This window comes from Petralouisia muris, assembly GCF_004793545.1.
Taxonomy (GTDB): Bacteria; Bacillota; Clostridia; order Lachnospirales; family Lachnospiraceae; genus Petralouisia; species Petralouisia muris.
This window is the reverse complement of sequence record NZ_SRYA01000060.1, coordinates 1-20258: the sequence shown is the minus strand read 5'-3', so window position 1 is coordinate 20258 and position 20258 is coordinate 1. Positions and strand designations below refer to the sequence as shown.

Annotated in this window: 22 protein-coding genes and 1 pseudogene; 5 read left to right on the top strand and 18 right to left on the bottom strand. The window is 46.2% G+C overall.

Annotated elements, in window-relative coordinates; translation table 11 throughout:
- Positions 1-185: 185 nt before the first annotated feature.
- Entirely contained in the window at positions 186-1070 is an 885-nt protein-coding gene (locus tag E5329_RS21520) for a helix-turn-helix transcriptional regulator (protein ID WP_135991386.1), read from the top strand.
- Here E5329_RS21520 and E5329_RS21515 read toward each other — a convergent pair.
- The 3 genes from E5329_RS21515 to E5329_RS21505 all read right to left on the bottom strand — a co-directional run bounded on the left by E5329_RS21515 (position 1067) and on the right by E5329_RS21505 (position 4492).
- The gene (locus tag E5329_RS21515; protein WP_135991385.1) at positions 1067-1918 is read right to left on the bottom strand and encodes a hypothetical protein; all 852 of its coding nucleotides are present in this window, start codon (positions 1916-1918) and stop codon (positions 1067-1069) included. The genes E5329_RS21520 and E5329_RS21515 overlap by 4 nt on opposite strands.
- Before the next feature lie 126 nt (positions 1919-2044).
- Complete coding sequence (serS, locus tag E5329_RS21510; protein WP_135991384.1) at positions 2045-3334, bottom strand: serine--tRNA ligase; 1290 nt, start codon at positions 3332-3334, stop codon at positions 2045-2047.
- Between the two features lie 822 nt (positions 3335-4156).
- Complete coding sequence (locus E5329_RS21505) at positions 4157-4492, bottom strand: winged helix-turn-helix transcriptional regulator (RefSeq protein WP_275443582.1); 336 nt, start codon at positions 4490-4492, stop codon at positions 4157-4159.
- A 96-nt stretch (positions 4493-4588) separates the two neighbouring features.
- Here E5329_RS21505 and E5329_RS21500 point away from each other — a divergent pair, with 96 nt between their 5' ends.
- From E5329_RS21500 to E5329_RS21485, 4 genes are all read left to right on the top strand, one after another.
- The gene (locus E5329_RS21500; protein WP_168356718.1) at positions 4589-5275 is read left to right on the top strand and encodes a flavodoxin family protein; all 687 of its coding nucleotides are present in this window, start codon (positions 4589-4591) and stop codon (positions 5273-5275) included.
- A gap of 105 nt (positions 5276-5380) precedes the next feature.
- Complete coding sequence (locus E5329_RS21495) at positions 5381-5800, top strand: MerR family transcriptional regulator (RefSeq protein ID WP_135991382.1); 420 nt, start codon at positions 5381-5383, stop codon at positions 5798-5800.
- 26 nt (positions 5801-5826) lie between these two features.
- Positions 5827-6045, top strand: a complete 219-nt coding sequence (gene dmpI / locus E5329_RS21490) for a 4-oxalocrotonate tautomerase DmpI (RefSeq protein WP_135991381.1) — start codon at positions 5827-5829, stop codon at positions 6043-6045.
- A 30-nt stretch (positions 6046-6075) separates the two neighbouring features.
- Complete coding sequence (locus E5329_RS21485; RefSeq protein WP_275443579.1) at positions 6076-6453, top strand: SDR family NAD(P)-dependent oxidoreductase; 378 nt, start codon at positions 6076-6078, stop codon at positions 6451-6453.
- Here the strand turns inward: E5329_RS21485 and E5329_RS21480 are convergent.
- From E5329_RS21480 to E5329_RS21415, 15 genes and pseudogenes are all read right to left on the bottom strand, one after another.
- Positions 6450-8036: an exosporium glycoprotein BclB-related protein gene (locus tag E5329_RS21480; RefSeq protein WP_330572283.1), complete on the bottom strand. Its 1587-nt coding sequence runs from the start codon at positions 8034-8036 to the stop codon at positions 6450-6452. The two genes, E5329_RS21485 and E5329_RS21480, sit on opposite strands and share 4 nt — an antisense overlap.
- Before the next feature lie 298 nt (positions 8037-8334).
- Positions 8335-9411, bottom strand: a complete 1077-nt coding sequence (locus E5329_RS21475; RefSeq protein WP_135991379.1) for a tetratricopeptide repeat-containing glycosyltransferase family 2 protein — start codon at positions 9409-9411, stop codon at positions 8335-8337.
- A gap of 23 nt (positions 9412-9434) precedes the next feature.
- Positions 9435-10478: a collagen-like triple helix repeat-containing protein gene (locus E5329_RS21470; protein ID WP_275443578.1), complete on the bottom strand. Its 1044-nt coding sequence runs from the start codon at positions 10476-10478 to the stop codon at positions 9435-9437.
- Positions 10479-10757: 279 nt separating this feature from the next.
- Positions 10758-11051 (bottom strand): DUF4368 domain-containing protein, encoded by a 294-nt coding sequence (locus E5329_RS21465; RefSeq protein WP_135991378.1) that lies wholly within the window; start codon positions 11049-11051, stop codon positions 10758-10760.
- Between the two features lie 21 nt (positions 11052-11072).
- On the bottom strand, positions 11073-11228 hold the full coding sequence (locus tag E5329_RS30010) for a hypothetical protein (protein WP_168356717.1): 156 nt from the start codon (positions 11226-11228) through the stop codon (positions 11073-11075).
- Positions 11225-12040, bottom strand: a complete 816-nt coding sequence (locus tag E5329_RS21460; RefSeq protein WP_135991377.1) for an ExeA family protein — start codon at positions 12038-12040, stop codon at positions 11225-11227. The genes E5329_RS30010 and E5329_RS21460 overlap by 4 nt, the downstream gene beginning before the upstream one ends.
- A complete protein-coding gene (locus E5329_RS21455; RefSeq protein WP_135991376.1) occupies positions 12033-13439 on the bottom strand; it encodes a DDE-type integrase/transposase/recombinase in 1407 nt (468 codons plus the stop codon). Before E5329_RS21455 ends, E5329_RS21460 begins: the two co-directional genes overlap by 8 nt.
- A 72-nt stretch (positions 13440-13511) precedes the next feature.
- A pseudogene (locus E5329_RS21450) lies at positions 13512-13922 on the bottom strand (DUF6431 domain-containing protein); the annotation flags it as partial.
- A gap of 353 nt (positions 13923-14275) precedes the next feature.
- Positions 14276-15112, bottom strand: a complete 837-nt coding sequence (locus tag E5329_RS21445) for a hypothetical protein (RefSeq protein WP_135991375.1) — start codon at positions 15110-15112, stop codon at positions 14276-14278.
- 23 nt (positions 15113-15135) lie between these two features.
- Positions 15136-15756 carry a DUF6033 family protein gene (locus E5329_RS21440; RefSeq protein ID WP_135991374.1) on the bottom strand — a complete coding sequence of 207 codons (621 nt, stop codon included), beginning with the start codon at positions 15754-15756 and terminating at the stop codon, positions 15136-15138.
- 104 nt (positions 15757-15860) lie between these two features.
- A complete protein-coding gene (locus E5329_RS21435) occupies positions 15861-16616 on the bottom strand; it encodes a hypothetical protein (protein ID WP_135991373.1) in 756 nt (251 codons plus the stop codon).
- Between the two features lie 2 nt (positions 16617-16618).
- Positions 16619-18082, bottom strand: a complete 1464-nt coding sequence (locus E5329_RS21430; RefSeq protein ID WP_275443577.1) for a sensor histidine kinase — start codon at positions 18080-18082, stop codon at positions 16619-16621.
- Positions 18075-18791 (bottom strand): LytR/AlgR family response regulator transcription factor, encoded by a 717-nt coding sequence (locus E5329_RS21425; protein ID WP_135991371.1) that lies wholly within the window; start codon positions 18789-18791, stop codon positions 18075-18077. The genes E5329_RS21430 and E5329_RS21425 overlap by 8 nt, the downstream gene beginning before the upstream one ends.
- Before the next feature lie 328 nt (positions 18792-19119).
- Positions 19120-19560, bottom strand: a complete 441-nt coding sequence (locus E5329_RS21420) for a hypothetical protein (protein WP_330572282.1) — start codon at positions 19558-19560, stop codon at positions 19120-19122.
- Between the two features lie 99 nt (positions 19561-19659).
- Positions 19660-20258, bottom strand: a 599-nt coding sequence (locus E5329_RS21415; RefSeq protein WP_275443576.1) for a DUF4368 domain-containing protein, incomplete at its 5' end; no start/stop codon positions are given.

The window sequence follows — 20258 nt, the reverse complement described above, 5'->3', positions numbered from 1 at the left end:
ATATACATAATTTTGTTTTTCCATTAAGCTCCCGCCTGGGCCCGCTATTGCTGTCATTCTCTCCCGTTCACTTAATTTCTTGATGACATCATACACTCCAAGAGAAAATATGTCTATAAACAGAACTGGACAGAATATGCACAAAATGATACAATTAAAAAAACATTTTCAGGGAGGCGCCCGCTATGTACATCAATTCCAGCTACAAAAATCATTCTGTTCTTGATTTCAAGGACAAAAGCAAACCGCTGATTGTAGGAAGCTGCGGAACTTACCGCTTGTCTTCGCACCCGAAACTGCCAACCTACCGCCCCAGAGGCAGAGTAGATTTTCAGATCATCTATATTGCTTCCGGGCGCGCTCATTTTCATTTTGGCTGCCCGGAAAATGAGACGATTGTGACTGCCGGAAATATTGTATTATTCCGCCCAAAAGAATTTCAGAAATATGAATACTATGGCATTGATAAGACAGAAGTTTACTGGGTTCACTTTACTGGAAGCGACGTCAAGAATATATTGAGAAAATATGGGTTCCCGGATGACAAGCGGATATTCGCCGTCGGAACCTCATTGGAATATGAACGTGTATTCAAAAGAATCATTTTAGAATTACAGAGACGCCAGGATGATTATGAAGAAATGCTGGCATTGCTGTTGCGCCATCTTCTGATTATTTTCCACCGGGAAATCACCAGAGAGCGTATATTAAAAAACGAGTATCTGGATCGGGAGATGGAAACTGCCGTTTCCTACTTTAATGAAAATTATAACCGTGATATCAATATTGAAGAATACGCCGCCTCCAGGGGAATGAGCATCAGCTGGTTTATCCGAAATTTCAAAAAATACGCCGGGACTACTCCCATGCAGTTTGTCACTTCCATCCGCATTACAAACGCCCAGATGCTGCTTGAAACCACAAACTATGCCGTAAATGAAATTGCCCGGATTGTCGGATATGATAATCCGCTGTATTTCAGCCGACTGTTCCATAAACAAAAAGGATACTCGCCGTCCCAGTACCGGAAAAAGCAATTGACTCCCTCCCCAAAGCGGAAGCAGATTTAACGCATCATATCCTGCAGCCCGGTAATCCCTTGCCACAGATTGGCAAACTGCCTGATATCTTCATCCTCCATTCTGGAATCCGGTAAAACAATCTCCTCGGTCTCCTGGAATACAAATTTCCCTTTAAAAGAGGAAACCTCCTTCTTTTGGGTTCGGTCAGACGCCAAAATATTTAGAAACGGAATCTTATCCTCTTTTGCAATTTCAAACACTGCCTGATAATCTCCCATTTCCGCTTCGAACTGGTTTGCCCCATTGGGACCCTTCTGCCGCTTCATTCCCATAAGAACGCCAAAAATCTCCTGGGCGGAATATGCCTGATTTTCCCTCAGTTCTTCTGCCTGAAACAACTTTTCCAAATCCACCTGGAACATCTCTTCCACCTGACTGGAAGACAGAAAGGCGCCGCAGCTCCACTCCGGCAGAACGCCGCCCAAAAAAGAATTCTGCCGAATCATATTATTTCGCATGGAATCATAGAGCATTTCTACATTGACAAGCCCCTCTTCCTGATAAAAATATATCTCTGTTATCGGCTCACTGCCGCCTTTGCAGAAAACCTCTCCATAAACCATGCCTTTTGACACTCTTCCGGTTACCTCCCAGGACATACCGGAATTCTCTTTGCCAGCCAGAATCAGGGCCAGTATACGAACCATCTGTTTCTGTTGTCCGGACAGATTTTCCTCTTCCAAATCCAAAGCTATTTCATATTGAAACCCATCAGATTCTGACATGCCATACAGCAAAAAAGCAGCCTGAACCAAAGGGAATACCCAGATTGCCAAAGCCAGAACAGTCGCCAGAAGAACCGCTCCGACTCCTGCCCCAATATACTTTTTTTTCATTCTTTTCTCCTTTTTCCTATATTTCAAAACCCATGGCAGATACAAAAATCCCGTATACATAAGCATACAGGATTTTCTGAAGGTTTTTCTTAAGAACTGCCGCAAAATCACTCCTGCGGCAAACTCTTATTTTTCCGGCGGAACAATCTTGTCCTGCCCGCCCATGTATGGCCGCAAAGCCTCTGGAATCCGCACGCTGCCGTCTTCACACAGGTTATTTTCCAAAAATGCAATCAGCATACGGGGCGGAGCCACTACCGTATTGTTCAGGGTATGAGCAAAATATTTGCCCTCTTTGCCGTTGACGCGGATTTTGAGCCGCCTTGCCTGGGCGTCTCCCAGGTTAGAACAGCTGCCCACCTCAAAATATTTCTGCTGTCTGGGCGACCATGCTTCCACATCAACGGATTTCACTTTCAAGTCTGCCAAATCACCAGAACAGCACTCCAAAGTACGCACAGGGACATCCAGAGAACGGAACAAATCAACGGTATTCTGCCATAATTTTTCAAACCACATGGGGGATTCCTCCGGCTTACATACCACAATCATTTCCTGCTTCTCAAACTGGTGGATACGGTATACGCCCCGTTCCTCAATGCCATGAGCCCCTTTTTCTTTCCGGAAACAGGGGGAATAGCTTGTCAAAGTCTGGGGAAGCTGTTCTTCATTTAAAATCGTGTCAATAAACTTTCCAATCATGGAATGCTCACTGGTTCCGATCAAATACAAATCCTCCCCTTCAATCTTATACATCATGGCATCCATTTCCGCAAAGCTCATAACTCCTGTCACCACATTGCTGCGGATCATAAATGGGGGCACACAGTAGGTAAAGCCTCTGCCAATCATAAAATCCCTTGCATAAGAAATCACTGCAGAATGAAGTCTTGCAATATCTCCCATCAGATAATAGAAGCCATTTCCGGCAACCTTTCTGGCGCTGTCAAGGTCAAGCCCCTGGAACCGTTCCATAATTTCCGCATGATAAGGAATCTCAAAATCCGGCGTCACCGGTTCTCCATACTTCTCCACTTCCACATTTTCACTGTCGTCTTTTCCAATGGGAACGGAAGGATCAATAATATTGGGAATAATCATCATAATTTTTGTGACCTTTTCCTGCAGCTCTCCTTCCAGCTTCTCCAGTTCTGCCAGACGTTCTGCCCCTGCATTTACCTGGGCCTTTACTGCCTCCGCTTCTTCTTTCTTTCCCTGGCCCATCAGCGCACCAATCTGCTTGGACAGCTTCTTGCGCTCAGCCCGGAGGGAATCCGCCTCCTGCTGGGTTTTTCTGGCCTGGACATCCAGTTCCATCACCTCATCCACCAATGGCAGCTTGCTGTCCTGAAATTTGTTTCTGATGTTCTGCTTTACTGTTTCGGGATTTTCCCGTAAAAATTTTAAATCAATCATAATTTCCTCCTGATAAAAGGACTTGAATCCGTCTTTTCATATCTTCCGATATTATACCATAATTGCTTCGCAATATGGTATGGTTACCTATGCGCACTTCGGCGCGTATAATATCTTCCGATATTATACCATTATCACTCGGTGTGTTCTTTGTTGCTCTTAACCATTTTTATTTAAGTTTCATGCAAATACACGCCTATTTTTACATCAATTACATAATTTATAATGGCTTGCTGATTTTCTGTTGCCAAAATATTGCCACGCATTTATTATAGCAAATCTCCGCAATTTGACAACCACTATTTAAAAGATTTCAAAAACACTTTGTAGAATATGAAATAGGATTCGTATGCGATTGCAAGTAACTTTGTATGTTCTACAACTTAGCTATCAAATACTAACACCTAGTGTTATTTGATTATACATAGCATCATTTTGCTAAGTTAATACAAAGGAGGCATTTGCAATCGATTCTTATAAGATACTAAGGGATTTTTGTCTATTTATTCTTGGTATATATGGAGTAGACATATTTAACCAACTACGTATCTTGGTAAAAAAGCCAGAGGTACTAAACATTATAATGTTTGTGGTATCGTATTGGATAATATATACACTTTTTTCCTACCTCTAAGAGAATAGACAACCCTGGCAACCTCAACATTTCTTGAAAATTTCTTTCATATTTGTTTCATTCAAAATTAATAAAATTAGCAAATCGCTAACCTCTAATTTCTCTTTAAACGCCAGTCATACATGACGCTAGCACCATATCTAAGTAATTATTAAGGAAATATAGCCATTACCCGCACTCATACTTATTTATTTAATATCATACTTTTCAATCCATTCATACATTGCCCTTACCACAGGTCTTAAACCTTTTCCCATTTCGGACATATAATATTCGACCTTTGGAGGTACTTGCGGATACTCCTTACGAACAATAAGCCCATCTTTCTCCAATTCTTTTAATTGATTTGTCAACATTTTATGCGTAATTGGGGCAAGCAAACGTTTCAGCTCCCCATATCTCAATACTTCATGAAACGCCAACATATATATTATTCTTAATTTCCACTTTCCACCAATCATTCCCACAATCGTTTCAAATCTTTTATATCCAAAATCTTGAAGATAACAAGGCTCTTTTTTCACACATTCTCTCCTTTTTGATAGTATCACACAAAAAAGTTCGTACTTTTCAAAAAGTATTATATATCACTATAATAGAAATTGAAAGGGGAAATGGGTATGAAGATTATAATGATAAACGGAAGCCACAGGAAAAATGGAGCAACGGCATTAATTTTACATGAAATGTATCAAAAATTACAAACTTACCCTAATGTAGAAATTCAATTTTATAATGTTGCAGACCTGAATATGAACTATTGTATTGGTTGCTGTAAATGCTATAAAAATGGTAAATGTATTTTCAATGATGACATTGAAATGTTATCACAAAAAATTGAAACAGCAGACGGCATTATAATAGGCTCTCCCACATATGCAAGCAATGTTTCTGGGCATGTGAAAGTTTTAATAGACCGTGGACATTTTGCAATAGAACAATTACTATTCAAAAAATATGCAATCAGCGTATCAACATATGAGAATTACGGTGGAAAAGATACTGCTAAAATATTAAATAGGCTATTTTGTTATTCTGGCGCAACTATTTCCAACTCACTTGTTATTAAAACACCATTTTCCAGTAATCCATTCAGTAACCCCCAAATTCATAATACTCTAAATAAGGCAACAGATAAATTATATAAAGATATCTATAAGCAGAAAACATATTTATACCAAAAAATAAGACATTTTATAATATTTCGATTTGGCATTCTCCCCTTTGTTATGAAAAAAGGAAATGAATATCAAGGAGTTGTAACTAAATGGAAAAAGCATAACATTAAAAATGGTAAAATAATATAAACCGCCACCAATTCCTAATATCTTTTCCTTTCTGCTATGATATAATTTTCCTGTTGACTTGAAGCGCACTTCATAGTTTATGATTAAAAAGAAAGGCGTATTTATATGTATTCAGCAAAGGAAACAGCCAAACTGACAGGGTTATCAACAGCAACTTTGAGATATTACGAAAAGGAAAAACTATTGCCCCCAATAGCCAGAAACAGCCAAAAATACAGGCAATATACAGACGAGGACATTGAATGGATTAAAATGATACAGTGTATGCGTATGGCAAATATCCCCATTCATTCCATTAAGGAATATGTTTCATTGTTAATACTGGGCGGAGAAACCCTTGAACAGCGTTTTACTATGGTACAAAATCACATGGAGAATATTAAAAAGCAAATGGCTAATTTTCAGAACGCATTTGACCTAACACAAAAAAAGTTGTTGTTCTACGAAAAACTTTTAGAGGATTCTTCCCATAAAAATATGTCATATAGAGAAGAATGGAAGTTATTTAATCATGGAGAAAATTAAAGAGAAAAAACAGGAGGAACTGGAAAATGCCTTATATCACTGTAGAAAGCGGTGTTTTATCCGATACGCAAAAGGAGGAACTGATGAAACGATTAACCGAAATATCTTCTGAAATTATGAAAATCCCACAGGAATTTTTTGTAACAACCATAAAGGAATTGCCCGACAAAAACTTCGGCATTGGCGGAAAAACCATTGACAAGGTAAAGGCAGAGTATATACAGACACATAATAAGCATATATAGGCTATTTTAAAGCACTGGCAGGGAAAAGGAATGGAAAATGTTTTAATTACAGGCACAACAAGCGGAATCGGAAAAACGTTTGCTGAAAAATTTGTAAGCATGGGAAATAATATTATACTTGTATCACGAGATAGACAAAAACTGGAACAACAGCAATTATATTTACAGAAAAAGTATCATGTAGCTGTAAATTTTATTGCATATGACTTGTCGAAAGAAGATGCCGTAGATTTGATTATGGAGCAAATATGCAACTGGAATATACCGATTAATTTCCTTGTCAACAATGCGGGTTTCAACGAGTGTGGCTTATTTACCAAAACAGATATTAGCAAGGAAATAAAAAAATTATCCCAGAGGTTTTCAATACGGAAACCTCTGGGAATTATTCTTATCTTACATAATTAGTTAATGCTTAAACCGGCGCTTGCATATCCTGCAACTGTATTGAGCAAGGATAATCCGCTTGCTGTTGCTGAGAATACCAGCATCAGCCGGGTTTGAGCCGTTACCGGAATATTCAGTCCTGTAAGTGAACCGTTTAAGAGTGTACCCACAGATATTACTCCTGTAAGTGACGGCGTCAGGTTAATCAGTGTTCCGGCAATCGGAGAAAAGACATTATTCGGCGTTGTGGATTGATAAATCTGCGCCCTTATTGTAACAGTGGAGCCTACCAGAGAAAGCGCCAATGTTGTGCTGAAAAACGCACTGAATGAGGTAATGATACCGGCACGCGGAACCTGGAATGCAAAATTGGAAAGGGTCCCGCTGGCATTTGTGATATCAATGGTTGTTCCCAAAAGTGTAAGACCCTGTACACTGCTTCCAAAACCAACAAAAGCAGGAATACCTGCAAGCCCTCCTGCGATTGTCGTCAGAGAAACCGGAAGCCCTGATGCAAAGGGGATGATCGCTCCCGTGCCCGCAACCCCTGTCGCTCCTGTTGCTCCTGTCGCTCCGTCCGCTCCGGTCGCTCCTGTTGCTCCTGTCGCTCCGGTTGGACCTGTCACTCCGTCCGCTCCGGTCGCTCCTGTTGGACCTGTTGCTCCGTCTGCTCCGGTCGCTCCTGTTGCCCCTGTCGCTCCGGTCACTCCAGTCGCTCCCGTTGGGCCTGTCGCTCCATCTGCTCCTGTTGCCCCTATCGCTCCATCTGCTCCGGTCGCTCCTGTTGGACCTGTTGCTCCGTCCGCTCCGGTCGCTCCCGTTGCTCCGGTCGCTCCTGTTGCTCCCGTTACACCGTCGGTTCCTGTTGCCCCTGTCGCTCCGGTCGCTCCTGTTGCTCCGTCTGCTCCGGTCGCTCCTGTTGCCCCTGTCGCTCCGGTCACTCCAGTCGCTCCCGTTGGGCCTGTCGCTCCATCTGCTCCTGTTGCCCCTGTCGCTCCATCGGCTCCTGTTGCTCCCGTGGCCCCCGTCGCTCCATCGGCTCCTGTTGCTCCTGTTGCTCCGGTCGCTCCATCGGCTCCTGTTGCTCCCGTTACACCGTCGGCTCCTGTCGGGCCTGTTGCTCCTGTTGGACCTGTCGGACCGGTTGCCCCCGTCGAGCCGGTTGGGCCGGTCGGGCCATCATCTCCCGGACACCCTTTCGGACCCTGAGTTCCGATTGGGCCAGTCACGCCCTGAATACCTTGCGGACCAGTTACGCCTTGCGGTCCCATAGGGCCGGTCGGACCAGTTGAACCAGTTGGCCCCGGAATACCTCTGGGCCCCTGAAGCCCGATTTCTCCTTGCGGTCCCGCTGGACCTGCAGGGCCAGTTGGGCCTGCAGGTCCCTGCGGGCCGACATCTCCTTTTGGACCTTCACACCCCGGATCTCCTTTCGGGCCAATGTCACCGCGGATGCCCTGAATACCTTGGATACCCTGGGGACCAGCGTAACCTCTGGGTCCTGCATAACCTCTGGGCCCTGTATTTCCGGTAGGCCCTATCGGACCTGTATTTCCTCTGGGCCCTCTCGCGCCAGGCGCACCGGGAATTCCCTGTGGTCCCATAGGACCCTGATCTCCTCTGTCACCCTTCGGGCCTGGACAACCAGTATCACCTTTCATTCCCTGCGGTCCCATAGGACCCTGATCTCCTTTCGGTCCCGCAGGCCCGCGTTCACAACAGTCAGGATAACACTGATTCTGACAATTACTGCATATATTTTTATTATCCATAAAAGCCTCATCCTTTCTAAATTATCCGAAAATATACTCAAAAGTATCATTTTCTACAAATATCTTATGTTTATCTGCATAATTTTGTTACTTATTTTCGAAAAAAATTAGAACGTGTCTAAAACACGCTCTAAGAAATCTGCAGACGGTCGAAATACTGCTTGTTATAAAGATATGCTTTGGAATAAGGCTTACAGGCTCCCGCCCTTTCATTGTATTCTTTTGCTTTTTTCTTATCTCCTATTTTGTCATAACATACACATAACTGCAGAAGAGGGACATAATCATAGCAATCCGGCAGGACAAACCCACTGGAATAGTCATTATGGGGGCTGTTCAGCGCAGTTTCATACCAATAGACAGCCGTATGGTAATTCCCATGTTCCAAAAAATATTTCCCGATTTCGCAGCACAATTCAGCCCTTGGCGAATCAAAGCTCATGCTGCGCAAAAGAGCGTTTAATGCAGACTGTTCCTGCCCCAAACAATAATAACAATTGGCACAGACAGTACATGCCTCTATTTTATTTTCGATCCAACCTTCCTCTGAGAGCAGGAATTGTTCTAACACAGAAACAGCCTCTTCATATTGTTTATGATAATATAATTCCCGCCCATAATAATATTGCTGACGGGGCTCTAGAGTCTTTCCCTCTGCCAGCGCCTTTTGGTATATCTTCAGATTCCGTTCCGGATCTCCCGCATTCATCTTTTTGTGACTAATCGCAATATCAGAATAAACTACGCTGCCGTTTGGAGGAATGACCTCATGGACTGCGCCAATCCAGCGGTATTGCGCACAGTTTCTAATCCATCTTTCTCTAAAATAAGAAAAAGACGGTTTACCCGCTTCATCAAAAGAAGTATTATATTTCATCATTACGATATCCACATCCGGCGACAGCGTCTGCTTTAACTGTAAAAATTTATCCTTTTCCGTTTCTTCCAAAATATCGTCGGCATCCATCCACATACAATAATCCATAGACGCTTTGGAAAAAGAATAGTTTCTGGCATCAGAAAAATCATCGTTCCATGGATACGAATATACCTTTGAGGTATACTCAGACACGATTTCCACTGTCCGATCCGCCGAACCGGTATCTACAATAATAATTTCATCTACAAGTTCTGCCACACTATTCAGGCAGCGCGCAATATGCATTTCCTCATTTTTGACAATCATGCACAGACTTATTGTCGGCATGTTAATTCCCCCTCTTCTTTAAATTATTGTCTGCCAAGCTTTTCTATACTCAGGCTCATATTGATTTCGGAAGCGCCTGCGGAAGAATCCCATGCAAAAAACAGTGTGGACGCACTGGATATTTCAATGATAAAATATCTTGACAACACAAGCATTTCTTTCCTCTTTGCTGCCTCTGCGCATGCGGCATATACCGTCTGCATACAGTCATTAAAAACTGGCGTAAGCTTGATAAAACCACTCCTTTTCATTATCGTGGATATATAATAGCAAATAGCATAATATCCAGGAGTCAGCGATACGGAATAGTCATTACAAAGAGATATGTTGCAGGTGATATCCGGTATATCTATTTTCAGCGGAAGGCTGGCATTTTCCGGCAAGATAATTTTCTGTCCGGAAAAGGATGCAAATATACTGTTTTGCGGATAACCTGGAGGACCTGCCGGGCCGCGTGCACCGGATTCTCCTCTGGGACCCTGTGGGCCTGTTGCTCCCTGTGGGCCTTGCGGGCCTGTGACGCCCTGAGGACCAGTCTCTCCGCGTTCACCAGGACATCCAGGCGGGCCTGGTTCTCCTCTGGGACCCTGCGGACCTGGCTCTCCGCATTCACCGGGACATCCAGGCGGGCCTGGTTCTCCTCTGGGACCCTGCGGACCTGGCTCTCCACATCCGCACGGACAGTTGGGCAAAGCTGGCTTTCTGCATTCGCAGGGACAGTCCGGCTGCTCTTCCTCTCTACATTCGCAGGGACAGTCCGGCTGCTCTTCCTCTCTGCATTCGCACGGACATTCCAGCTGCTCTTCCTCTCTGCATTCACACGGACAGTCCGGCAAAGCGGGCTCTTTGACCTGCTCCATCGGCTCAGACTTACAACAACAAGAATTATATTTTCCCGATTCTGCAGCATTTGTATGATGAGAAGGATCTGATGCAGCCGTGTTCGCCTCAGAGCCGCAATTAGGTGACGGCTGAACTGTGTTTCGGTTATAATTTCTGTTACAATTCCTTCCCATACCAAACAGATTCGGCGGATTAAATATCCAATTCGCATTAAAATTATTCAATTGAAACCACCTCATTTATATTAGGTATTCAGTGATGGCATATTTATCATACCTTTTACAACCGCTCCAAAAAATGTATCATATCGTGATTTCAGGAGGGTATAATAAATTATATGCATAAAATATAATTTTGTTTTTGGTATAAACCGCCCTTTTCAAAGGTTTCGAGCTGACTGAAATTATCCGTCATATAGTATCGAAATAATTGTTTAGTGAACATTACATAATTCCCATGGTCAATATATGCGATGGGGCGTTTGGGGCATTTTTAAATGACTGCTATATGCTTATTCTTCCAGCATCATCAAGTAACTGTCCAGCCTTGCATTCACATAACCCGCAAACAGCTTTTCCATTCTCGTCTTTCCATGACTGGTGGACAACGATTTTCTCAATCAGTTCATTCAAAAGCGGGGCGGTAAGCTCGTCAATGGTGTTAATAACTTCATGAGATGTCACAGATTTGACCTTGTTCGCTGTCGCAAGCCTACCCGTTTTCCTGTCACTGGTCCAATTGTATACACAATTATTCACCTTCCGGTTTACGGCAGCTTTCCAGACAGCTTTCTCCATTCTGCGGCCAGTAATTATCTGTCATTTCTGGATGCTGCATTTTGTATCCCTGCTGGAAATTGCGCCCGGGCCGTAACTTCTGACTTTCACTTCCCCAAGCCATCTTTCTTCCCTTTTTCCTTCTTCCGCCGGCTCGGTGCATACAAACTCCATGCGCCCTTTTGTCCACGTCATCATCCCACACCTCCCAGCATCTCATGGTCCGCCACAAAACGCACCATGCGCTCGTCCACCAGCCGCTTCTGCTGCTGGCGCGCATACATCAGCGCCTTTTCACATACACGGTTTATCATCCGCGGTATGCCCGCAGACATCTTATAGACTTCGTCCTCCGCACCGCTGGCGAATATCTCTTTCCCTGCACCCGCATATGCCATATGGGATGCAACATATTTTCCTGTTTCTGCACGGTCCAGCCTTCCCAGTGCGATGTTCATGTCGATACGCTGCCTTATGGCCTCATAGGCCTGCAGCTTCAGTTTCCGCTCCCATAATTCCGTCTGCCCTACAAGCGCCAGCGACATCGGGCTTATGGAGTCAAACCTGTAATTCAGCAGGAACCTCAGTTCTTCCAGCATGTCCTTCCCTAACAGGCGCGCTTCGTCCAGCGCGCATACCACTTTCTTTTTCTGTTCTGCACTGACCGTCTGGATCTCTTTCTGCAGCAGCCGTTTGGAATCCCCGCTGAAATAACGCGGCTCCAGGCCCAGCTGCCCTAAAAGCCCTGCATACAGCCATCTCGGCGTCAGTTTCGAATCGGACAGGCATAACAGCAGGCGTTTTTCCTTTCCAAGCCTTCCGTCCAGCATCCTTACCATGGTGGACTTCCCGCGTCCCGGATTTGCCGTCACCACGGCAAACATCTGGTGGTCTACGACATAAACAAGCCTTCCCAGTGCGTCCTCTGTCTGCGGCGATGTGTACAGCCTCTCCACCGGGATGTCCCTTGCAAATGGCGTATGCTCCATTTCAAAAAAACTCTCATACACGCCTCCCCGCCTCCTTCCCGCACTCCCCGAAGGAAAGGGCGCGCGCCTTCTGCCCGTGATCTTCCTTATATTTCTTTTCCAGTGCATCCAGGAGCCTTGATGTTTCCGGAACGCTTCCCGCCATCCCCATGGGTGCTGGCGGCGCTTTGGATGAAAACGCCCCTATCTCCATCCGGTGTGCCTGAAGCGGCTCCGCACCGCGGCATCTTACCGCCGCCGTTTCCATATCCATCGGGTCATAGGCGATCTCCGCCTCCATATTTGCCAGCGCAGCGCTCGCTTCATAACGGCTTCCCCCGAGAGAAAAACACCCGGCCTCGTCTATCCGGCGTGTTTCATGGCGCAGGAACGCTTCCGCCACCACGGATACATCCATAAAAACCAGCCCCCGGGCATCCCTCATCCATTCCTGCTCCGGCGCGATCCCGCAGGCGGGGACTGACGCGCCATAGGATTCATAATACTCCTTTATCCCTGCATGCGCCTCTTTCTGGTATTCCCGCTCTAAAAATATCTTCCACCTGCGGTTCAGCTCTTCCACGCAATGCACGTGCGATGCGCGGATCTCCGCCATAAACTGGTCCACTTTCTGGTGGAATTTTTCTATTTTACCTTTCGACTGGCGCGCGCCTGGTTTTGCATGGACAATCCGTATCCCCAGCTTCGCGCAGGCTTTTCCCAGATGCTCCGCCGCATACTGTGCGCCATTGTCCAGATAGGCGCAGTCGAATTTCCCGGACTTTAATACCGCTTTATGGAACGTGTCCTCCACGATCTCCCGTCTCTGGCTATCATAAAACTCTGACTGCACGATGCAACGGGAGTGGTGATCGATCAGCGAGGATAAATAGGCCTTTACCAGTTCCCCCGAAGTTGTCCGCAGATCCGGCCCGCACTTTATGTCCCCCTGTAAAAGCTCCATCCGGCGCGGTCTGCAGAAACGTCTTGATGACGTTTCCCTCTTCTCGGCATAACGCTTCATCCGCTTCTTCCCAAGACCCGCATCGTACAGGCGCCTCTGCATCGTGGACTGCTTTAAAACCCCCGGCTGCGCCCATCCTTCCAGCTCCAGTGTCTTTATGATCTGGCGCACGCTCCGCTTTGGGGCCTCCCGTCTCAGCTGCGCCGCCTGCTTCATGATCCTTTCAAAGTTTTCCGGAAGCCCCTGCCGTCTCTTTTTCGTCCCGCCTGCCGGACGCAGGCCTTCAAACCCTTCCTCACGGCATCCCTTTTCATACCGGTACAGCGTCCTTTTGGATACACCGTTCCTTTCTGCAGCTTCCTCCCTCATCCGCCGCCTTTTCCCTTCATCCAATTCCGGATCCAGGAGCGGCGCCATCATCCCGTATCTTTTTAATGCTTCTTCATCCTGCCATTTTTTCACTTCTTTTGCTTCCATCTTCATGAGCCTCCTTTCAAAAAGGAGTATATACCCGTTAAAAATTGACAGCGAACAAAAGCAGGCGCATCTTTACGCATGTCCCGGATACGGCTCTATACGACCCCCGGAATTATATATAGCCCTCACTGCCGCCTTAAGCCAGCCAGGGCTTATCCGTTCCTTTAGTTTTTCCAGTAAAGGCTCCCTGGATTTCAGGAACTTCCCATCTAAATCCAGGAAGCGGTGCGCCGCCTGTCGGATCTGTCCCTCCATGTTCTTTTCATTCATTTGTGACCGCCATCTCCAATGCTTCATCGTCCCGCTGCAGGGGTAATCCTCGGTTTCAATATCCTCTTCGCCGACCACACCGTCCACAACATCCTCGATCAGCCCTGCGTCATAATGCTTGTAGGGGCGCATACAGTCAGGCAGTTCATTATGGAGCCTCCTGCATCTGTCATTGCTGCATTTCAACCGCCGGATCAGGCGCCATTCCTTCCCGCCTCCCGCTTTTCTTTACACGCGTCGTCTGCTGTCCCTGCACTTAAGGGGACTTCCACAGCATGGGCAGACGCTTTCTTCTTTACTGGTTATTAAATATATCCTCATCCTCCTTGTGTTCCACTTCATACTTTGATATAATAACCATGTTTTTAGTAATGGTTTCAGGACTCAGTTCTCTGCAAAAGATTCGTGTCCTGGAACCTTTTCCTTTCTCTATTCTCATGTCATTATATCGGTTAATTCTATGACAGGCAATCAGAGCAATTTTAAGTCAAAAAAAATGGGCAGCAACATCAATAGCAGGAGGCGCTTGTTTTTGCACCTCCGCCAAATAAAAATATTCGCTCTCATCAATGTTTCAAATTCGCATAATAATCCCAAATCCCATTCAGGGTATTCCTTGCGGAAGGGGAAATCCCCAAATCCAGCCGGAACTGGTTCAGGCTGCCCTTTTCCTGTTTCAGCCGCCCGCCATTCTTCTCACTGACTGCATCCATGAACGCATGGTAGGCCTGCTCCTTCACAGCAGCCGCTTCCTTTTCAGAACCGCCGGAATGATATACCGTCTGTGCCTTAAAGCCCTGCAGTTCGCTCCATATCTGCGTGTTTGTCGCCATAAACCTGCTGTGCGTCTCATAGGCTTTATCCAGCATTTCCAGTTCCTTTTCCTTCGTCAGCTCCTGCGTGCTTCCATCCTCCGCAGTGTAATATTCCTTCCCGCCGCCGGATGCCGCATATTTTTCCTCTATGCGGTCTTTCAGCAGTTGATAGGCGGAAGCCATCTTATTCACATAGCTGTCAAAGGTATCCGTCTTTATGCCTTCCTTTTCTTCAAACCTCGCTTTCAGTGCGTCAACGTCCTCCTGCGAATATTCCTTTGTCACGAATTCGTCCGACACGGAGCCTCCCCCAAGTTCCGACATAACCTTTTCAAAATCATTCATCATGCCATACGCCCCGGAGTTTATGGGGGAGAGTCTTCCGATATCCCCGGAAGGCTCCATCCTTTTTGCCGCAGACATTTTTTTCCTCAAAGCCCTGCGCCCTTCCCCGGAAATATCCACACTGTCGCCCTGCCATTTCCCTGCGGCGATGCCTTTATCCGCCTGCTGTAAACGCTCCCTGATCCTGCCAGCATCTACATGGTATGACTGCGGCAGTGTCCTTTGCAGATTATTGATATCCATTGGCTTTCTTCCTTTCTGTCATTTTATGCCTTGATGTCAACAGGCTTATGGTATGCATCCGATATGACGGTCACCGGCTGCGCCGAAACCTGTATCTTTTCCAGCAGTTCCTCCTGTTCCTTCTGCTCCTTTCTCTTTTCCTCGGTGCGCTCCTGCTCTTTCTTCTCTTTTAATTTTTCCTCCCGTTCCTCTGCCAGTTCCTTCCAGCCCTTTACCCCGCTGTCGGAAGTCACCGTGGTGGATGCCATCATCGTTATATTCCCCGTGCTGTCGATGCTCCAGCTTTCCGAATAGTTCACCACCCTCGCGCCGATAGCCCTGGCATTTGCCTGGGCGCTCTTAAGGCCATTTTCATATCCCTCTTTGAAGTAAGCAAGGCTTTCTTCCAGCTCCTTCGCCTTTTCCGGGTTCCTTGCACACTCTTTCAGGTAAGAGCCCGAAATCGCCACGCTGCCATTTTTTACACAGTCATAATTCTTCTGCAGGTAGGAATAATAATCCGATACGCTGCCTGTTCCTGTATTCTTCGCCTGTGCAGGCGCGGCTTCCTTCGTTTCTGTTTTCTTTGCTGCCTCATTTTTCTGTGCTGCGTATGTATTCCCATACACATTGCCGTAGTTGCTTCCAACTCCTGAAATTGCCATAATATCATCCTCCTTAAAACTATTTACTGTTTATCTTACCTGCGATCCCTCTGTCATTCGGAGCCGCCCATGCCCCCTTATGGTAAGTCCGGGCATATCCTGCTTTACTTCAAAATGCCCGCCGCTTCATAAGCCGCAATCGAAACTGCTTTTTTGGTTATGCTGGTCTGATAATATCTCTCGTCTGTTTCCTGCTCCATCAGCTTGCGTTTCAGGGCAGCTTCCTCCGCCAGCCTTTCATATTCTGCGTGTTTTGCTTCCCTCGCTCTGCGGGCATCCACAAATTCCGATGATGAAACAGTAATCTGTCCGGGGCTGGTCACGCGGTATTTGGATATCCCTCCATTTTCATCCACTTCAATCAGATAAGAGCAGCCCGGTGTTGCCGGATATGTGGCAATGAAATTTTCAACATCTGCCATCACCCTCTTCGCAAGTTCAGGATTATTTTTCATCTTTTCATCCAAAGCAGGAGGTACAATAACGGCTTTCTTTCCCGCCATAGAACTCCATCTTGACTGCACTTCCGAATTACCTGCTGGTGGCTCTGCCCCGGATGGCGTCCAGTTCAGGATGGATTCATCAACATGGTCGGAAAAGAACCGTTCAAACGGAAAATCATTTCTATCCCATGCTCCCTGCGATATTGCCGAACCGTCCATCACATGGTAGTATGCACCGGGAAACCTCGCCTGCCACATATCCTTAAAGCTCATTCCCGGCACCTTCGGCTGCCCCGCCGCCTTTGCCGCCGCAAGCTCCGCAAAACTCACACCTCCATTCTTATCAGCCGCCGCATTCTTTCGGTACTGCTCCGCCAGATAGTACCCTCCCAATTTACCTGTTACACCTAAATTCATTTTCACTTCTCCTCCTTTTCATTTTTCATCATCACGGACAGGATGAATACTCTGCCCTTTACCTTAAAGTCCGTTGTTCCGAGATACTTCTCTGCTGTACTTTTGATGTTAACAAGCCCTATCCCATGATTCTCCCTGTCTGCTTTATCCGTCACAGGAAATTCTTTTTGCGGCTTCCTCACCAACATCCCATCAAAGCTGTTTTCCACATTCAGGAAGAACAGTTCCCTTCTTTGGAAAGAACTGATACGGATAAAGGCTTCCGCATCCGGCTCTTTTGCTTTCAGTTTCCGGCACGCTTCTATTGCGTTATCCAGTGCATTCCCCAAGATAATACCAATATCATAGCTTTGTATGAATAGTTTTTCGGGGAATTTCAACTCCTCCACATCCATCTGCAAGTCCGGCACTAACCGTGTTATCTCATGGTATTTCATGTTCAGCAGGGTATCCACGACTGTATTTCCCGTTTTGAACCGAAATTCCAATCTGTCCATAGACCGATTCAGCTCTTCCAGATAAGCGTACAGTTCCTTTTCCCTTCCTTCCTCCTTTCCGGCCGCAAGCTGCATAATGACGGAAACTGTATTCTTCATATCATGCCTCATCCCCCGTATCCCGGAATAGACACGCTCCATCTCCCCCATATGCTCCTGTAAGCAGCTGACCTGCTTCTCTAAAATGATCCTGCTGCTCTTTTCCCGATTCCAACCAATCATGTCCTGAAACAGTTTTACACCGGACATAATGGAGAACAGCAACAACAGCAGGATAACAGGCACTATGATGATCAGCAATGGGTATCTGTCATATAACAGTTCTGGTATGCTGCTTTCTGTAGTCTCTACAGTAACACGCAGTAAGGTACATATCATCAGACTAACCAGCGCCGGTGCAAGGATAAACAGCAGCTCCGTCCTGTGTATGCAATAATCTTTTTCCCGGTAATCCTTTACAATCCTTTTTAGAGAAAAATATAATAATGCTGACGCAGCCACACACCTTAAAGCATTCAACCCAATTACAATGATTACTGATACCATGTAATACACTTCGAGAGAGAACATACGCTCACTTACAATCTCCCAATCCCATAGCCTGAACACTTTATCCTCCAGTTTGAAGATCATATATGACAGGAAAAAACTGATCTCATTGGCCGCCATAAAAGCACCTATGAGAAACACGGTTAACTTCTCTACGCCTCTATAACACAGCAGTACAACCACTAATATGGTACACATGATTGCTGCCAGCTTTACAAAGGTGCCAAAACTTCCATAACTCTTTGGCAGAAAAAATCCCACTCCTAACCGCAGCACCCCGTACAATACTGTGGCTGCCAACGCATTTATCTTCCTGCTCTGCATCCTGCTTTCCATAAAACTTCCAATGAAATACTGCAGGCAGTATCCCTGAAACATAGCTGAAAATATTTCCAGCAGACCGCTCACCACTTCATACACAGGACGCCCCTCCATTCCGCAGATACCACATATATGCCTTTACAAATTCATTGTGTTTCTTTCTTGTCAGATAGACCTTCTCCCCGTTGGAAAGGAAGATACTGTCAATGTCGTATTTCACTATGTGCGCCATGTTTACCAGATACCCCCTGTGGCAGCGGTAAAAGCCATCACCAAGCTGTCCTTCCAGTTCCTCCATACCAGCATACGTTTCTATGATATCTTCCATATCTGTGGTATGGATCTCCACCTTCTTTCCCCTGTTTTCGATATACAGGATACTGTTCAGTTTAAGCGTATATCCCTGATTCTTTGTCTTTATGAATATCTGCCGCTCTTTCTGCCCCTTCCTTTTCCCGGCTTCTTCTATTGCCCTGTCAAGCACTTCCATGAATTTCTGCTCTGCGATTGGCTTTAACAGGTAATGGAATGCAGACACATCAAAGGCTTCAAACACATGCTCCTTAATGCCTGTAATGAAGATAATAACCCTGTCGGCATTGGACTGCCGGATGGTTTTCGCCGCCTCAATGCCGCCCATGCCCTTCATCTGTATATCAAGAAAGATAATGTCAAATTCCGTGTCTGCCGCAAGCAGTTCTTCTCCCGTGGCAAAATCACTTATATTAAAACCAGGATTCCGCTTTTTTATGAATCCGCCAATCTGCTCCCTGATGGCTTCCTCATCATCGACCACTGCTATATTCAAAATTCATCACCTCGGATTTCCGTTTCTGCCGTCACTTAATTTATCGGCAAGTTTTTAGCTATTTTGGGATGGAGGGAACGAAAGGCATACGAAATGGAACGAAAGGCATAAATGCAGTGCAGAAAATTCAAAATCAGCCCTAAAGTTTTTCGCCATTCGTCCGATATAGGGCGGCACAAACGCAAACCGCCGTGTAAGCATATTACCTCTAACTTCCCCGCTTTCCAAGCAATTTCCCTTATCAGTCCGCCCGGCCTGCCTGCGGAAAAGGCAGACCGCCGCATATGGCGGATGATAGCCATAGTGCGGCGGTTTGTCTTTTGTAGTATTATCCGGCATTAAGTTCCACCAAAACAATCTCCGGGCGGTTATTGAAACGCAGTGGTATGATGCTGTTTCCAATGCCACGGCTGACCACCATGCTTGTGCCGCCGTCTGTATACAGTCCGGCATCATATTTGGGAAACAGCCCTTGATTGGGGGCAACCAGCCCGCCGATAAACGGCAGCCGGAACTGGCCGCCATGCGCATGGCCTGCAAAGACCAGATCAATGCCGCAGTTTACATAGGTTTCAAGCAGCTCCGGCCTATGTGAGAGCAAAATAGTGTATCCGCTTTCATCGCCAATCAGATTCTTCAATTTCGTACTGACCATAGCGGGGACTTCACCAAACATATCCCCCTTGACCGTAAAATCGGGATCTGCCAATCCAAGCAGTGTTATGGTTTCCCCATTCCGCTCTAAAGGAATGGCTTCATCCTCCAGCACGATAACCCCCGCCTCTTTGCTCATGTGAGATAAAGAAGTAAAAGAAGTGTAAAAAATTTTGCCGTTCCCTGTCCGGCTGACTGCCGGACGGGTCGGGCTTTAGTCGGGCAGTTCTACCTTGCCGACAAAAGAGTAATAGATTTCGATTTCCTGTCTGCGGAGCTTCCCCCGGCGTTTCCCGTCAAGGGCTTCCGATTCGTGGATAACGATTTTCTCCACAAACTCCCGTAACAGGGTAGGGGTGAGTTCCTCAAAGCTAGTGTACTTGCGGACTACTTTCATAAACTTTTCAGCGTTCGCCGTGGCTTCCAGTGTCCTTGAAAGCTCGCCCTGCAGAACGGCGGCTTTCTCTTTCAGTTCCTTTTGCTCGGCTTCGTAGTCTGCCGAAAGTTCCGTGAAACGCTCGTCCGATATGCGCCCCGCCACGCTGTCCTCATACAGCCGCCTGAAGATAGCGGAGAGTTCCGCAATCCGCTTTTCTGCCGCTTCCAGCTCTTTCTTTTTTGCGGCGTTCCGGCGTTTGCTCCCGTCCTCGGTCTGCTCGGTCAACAGCTTCATAAACCGGGCTTCGTGCTTTGCGGCGTAACTGGTGACTTTCCGTAGGTTCTCGGTCACTCCCTCGGTTAAAAGGAGGACGCTGAAAAACATCCTGTTTTTTAATATTGAATTTTTGATGCACGCAAAAAATCCACCAGTTT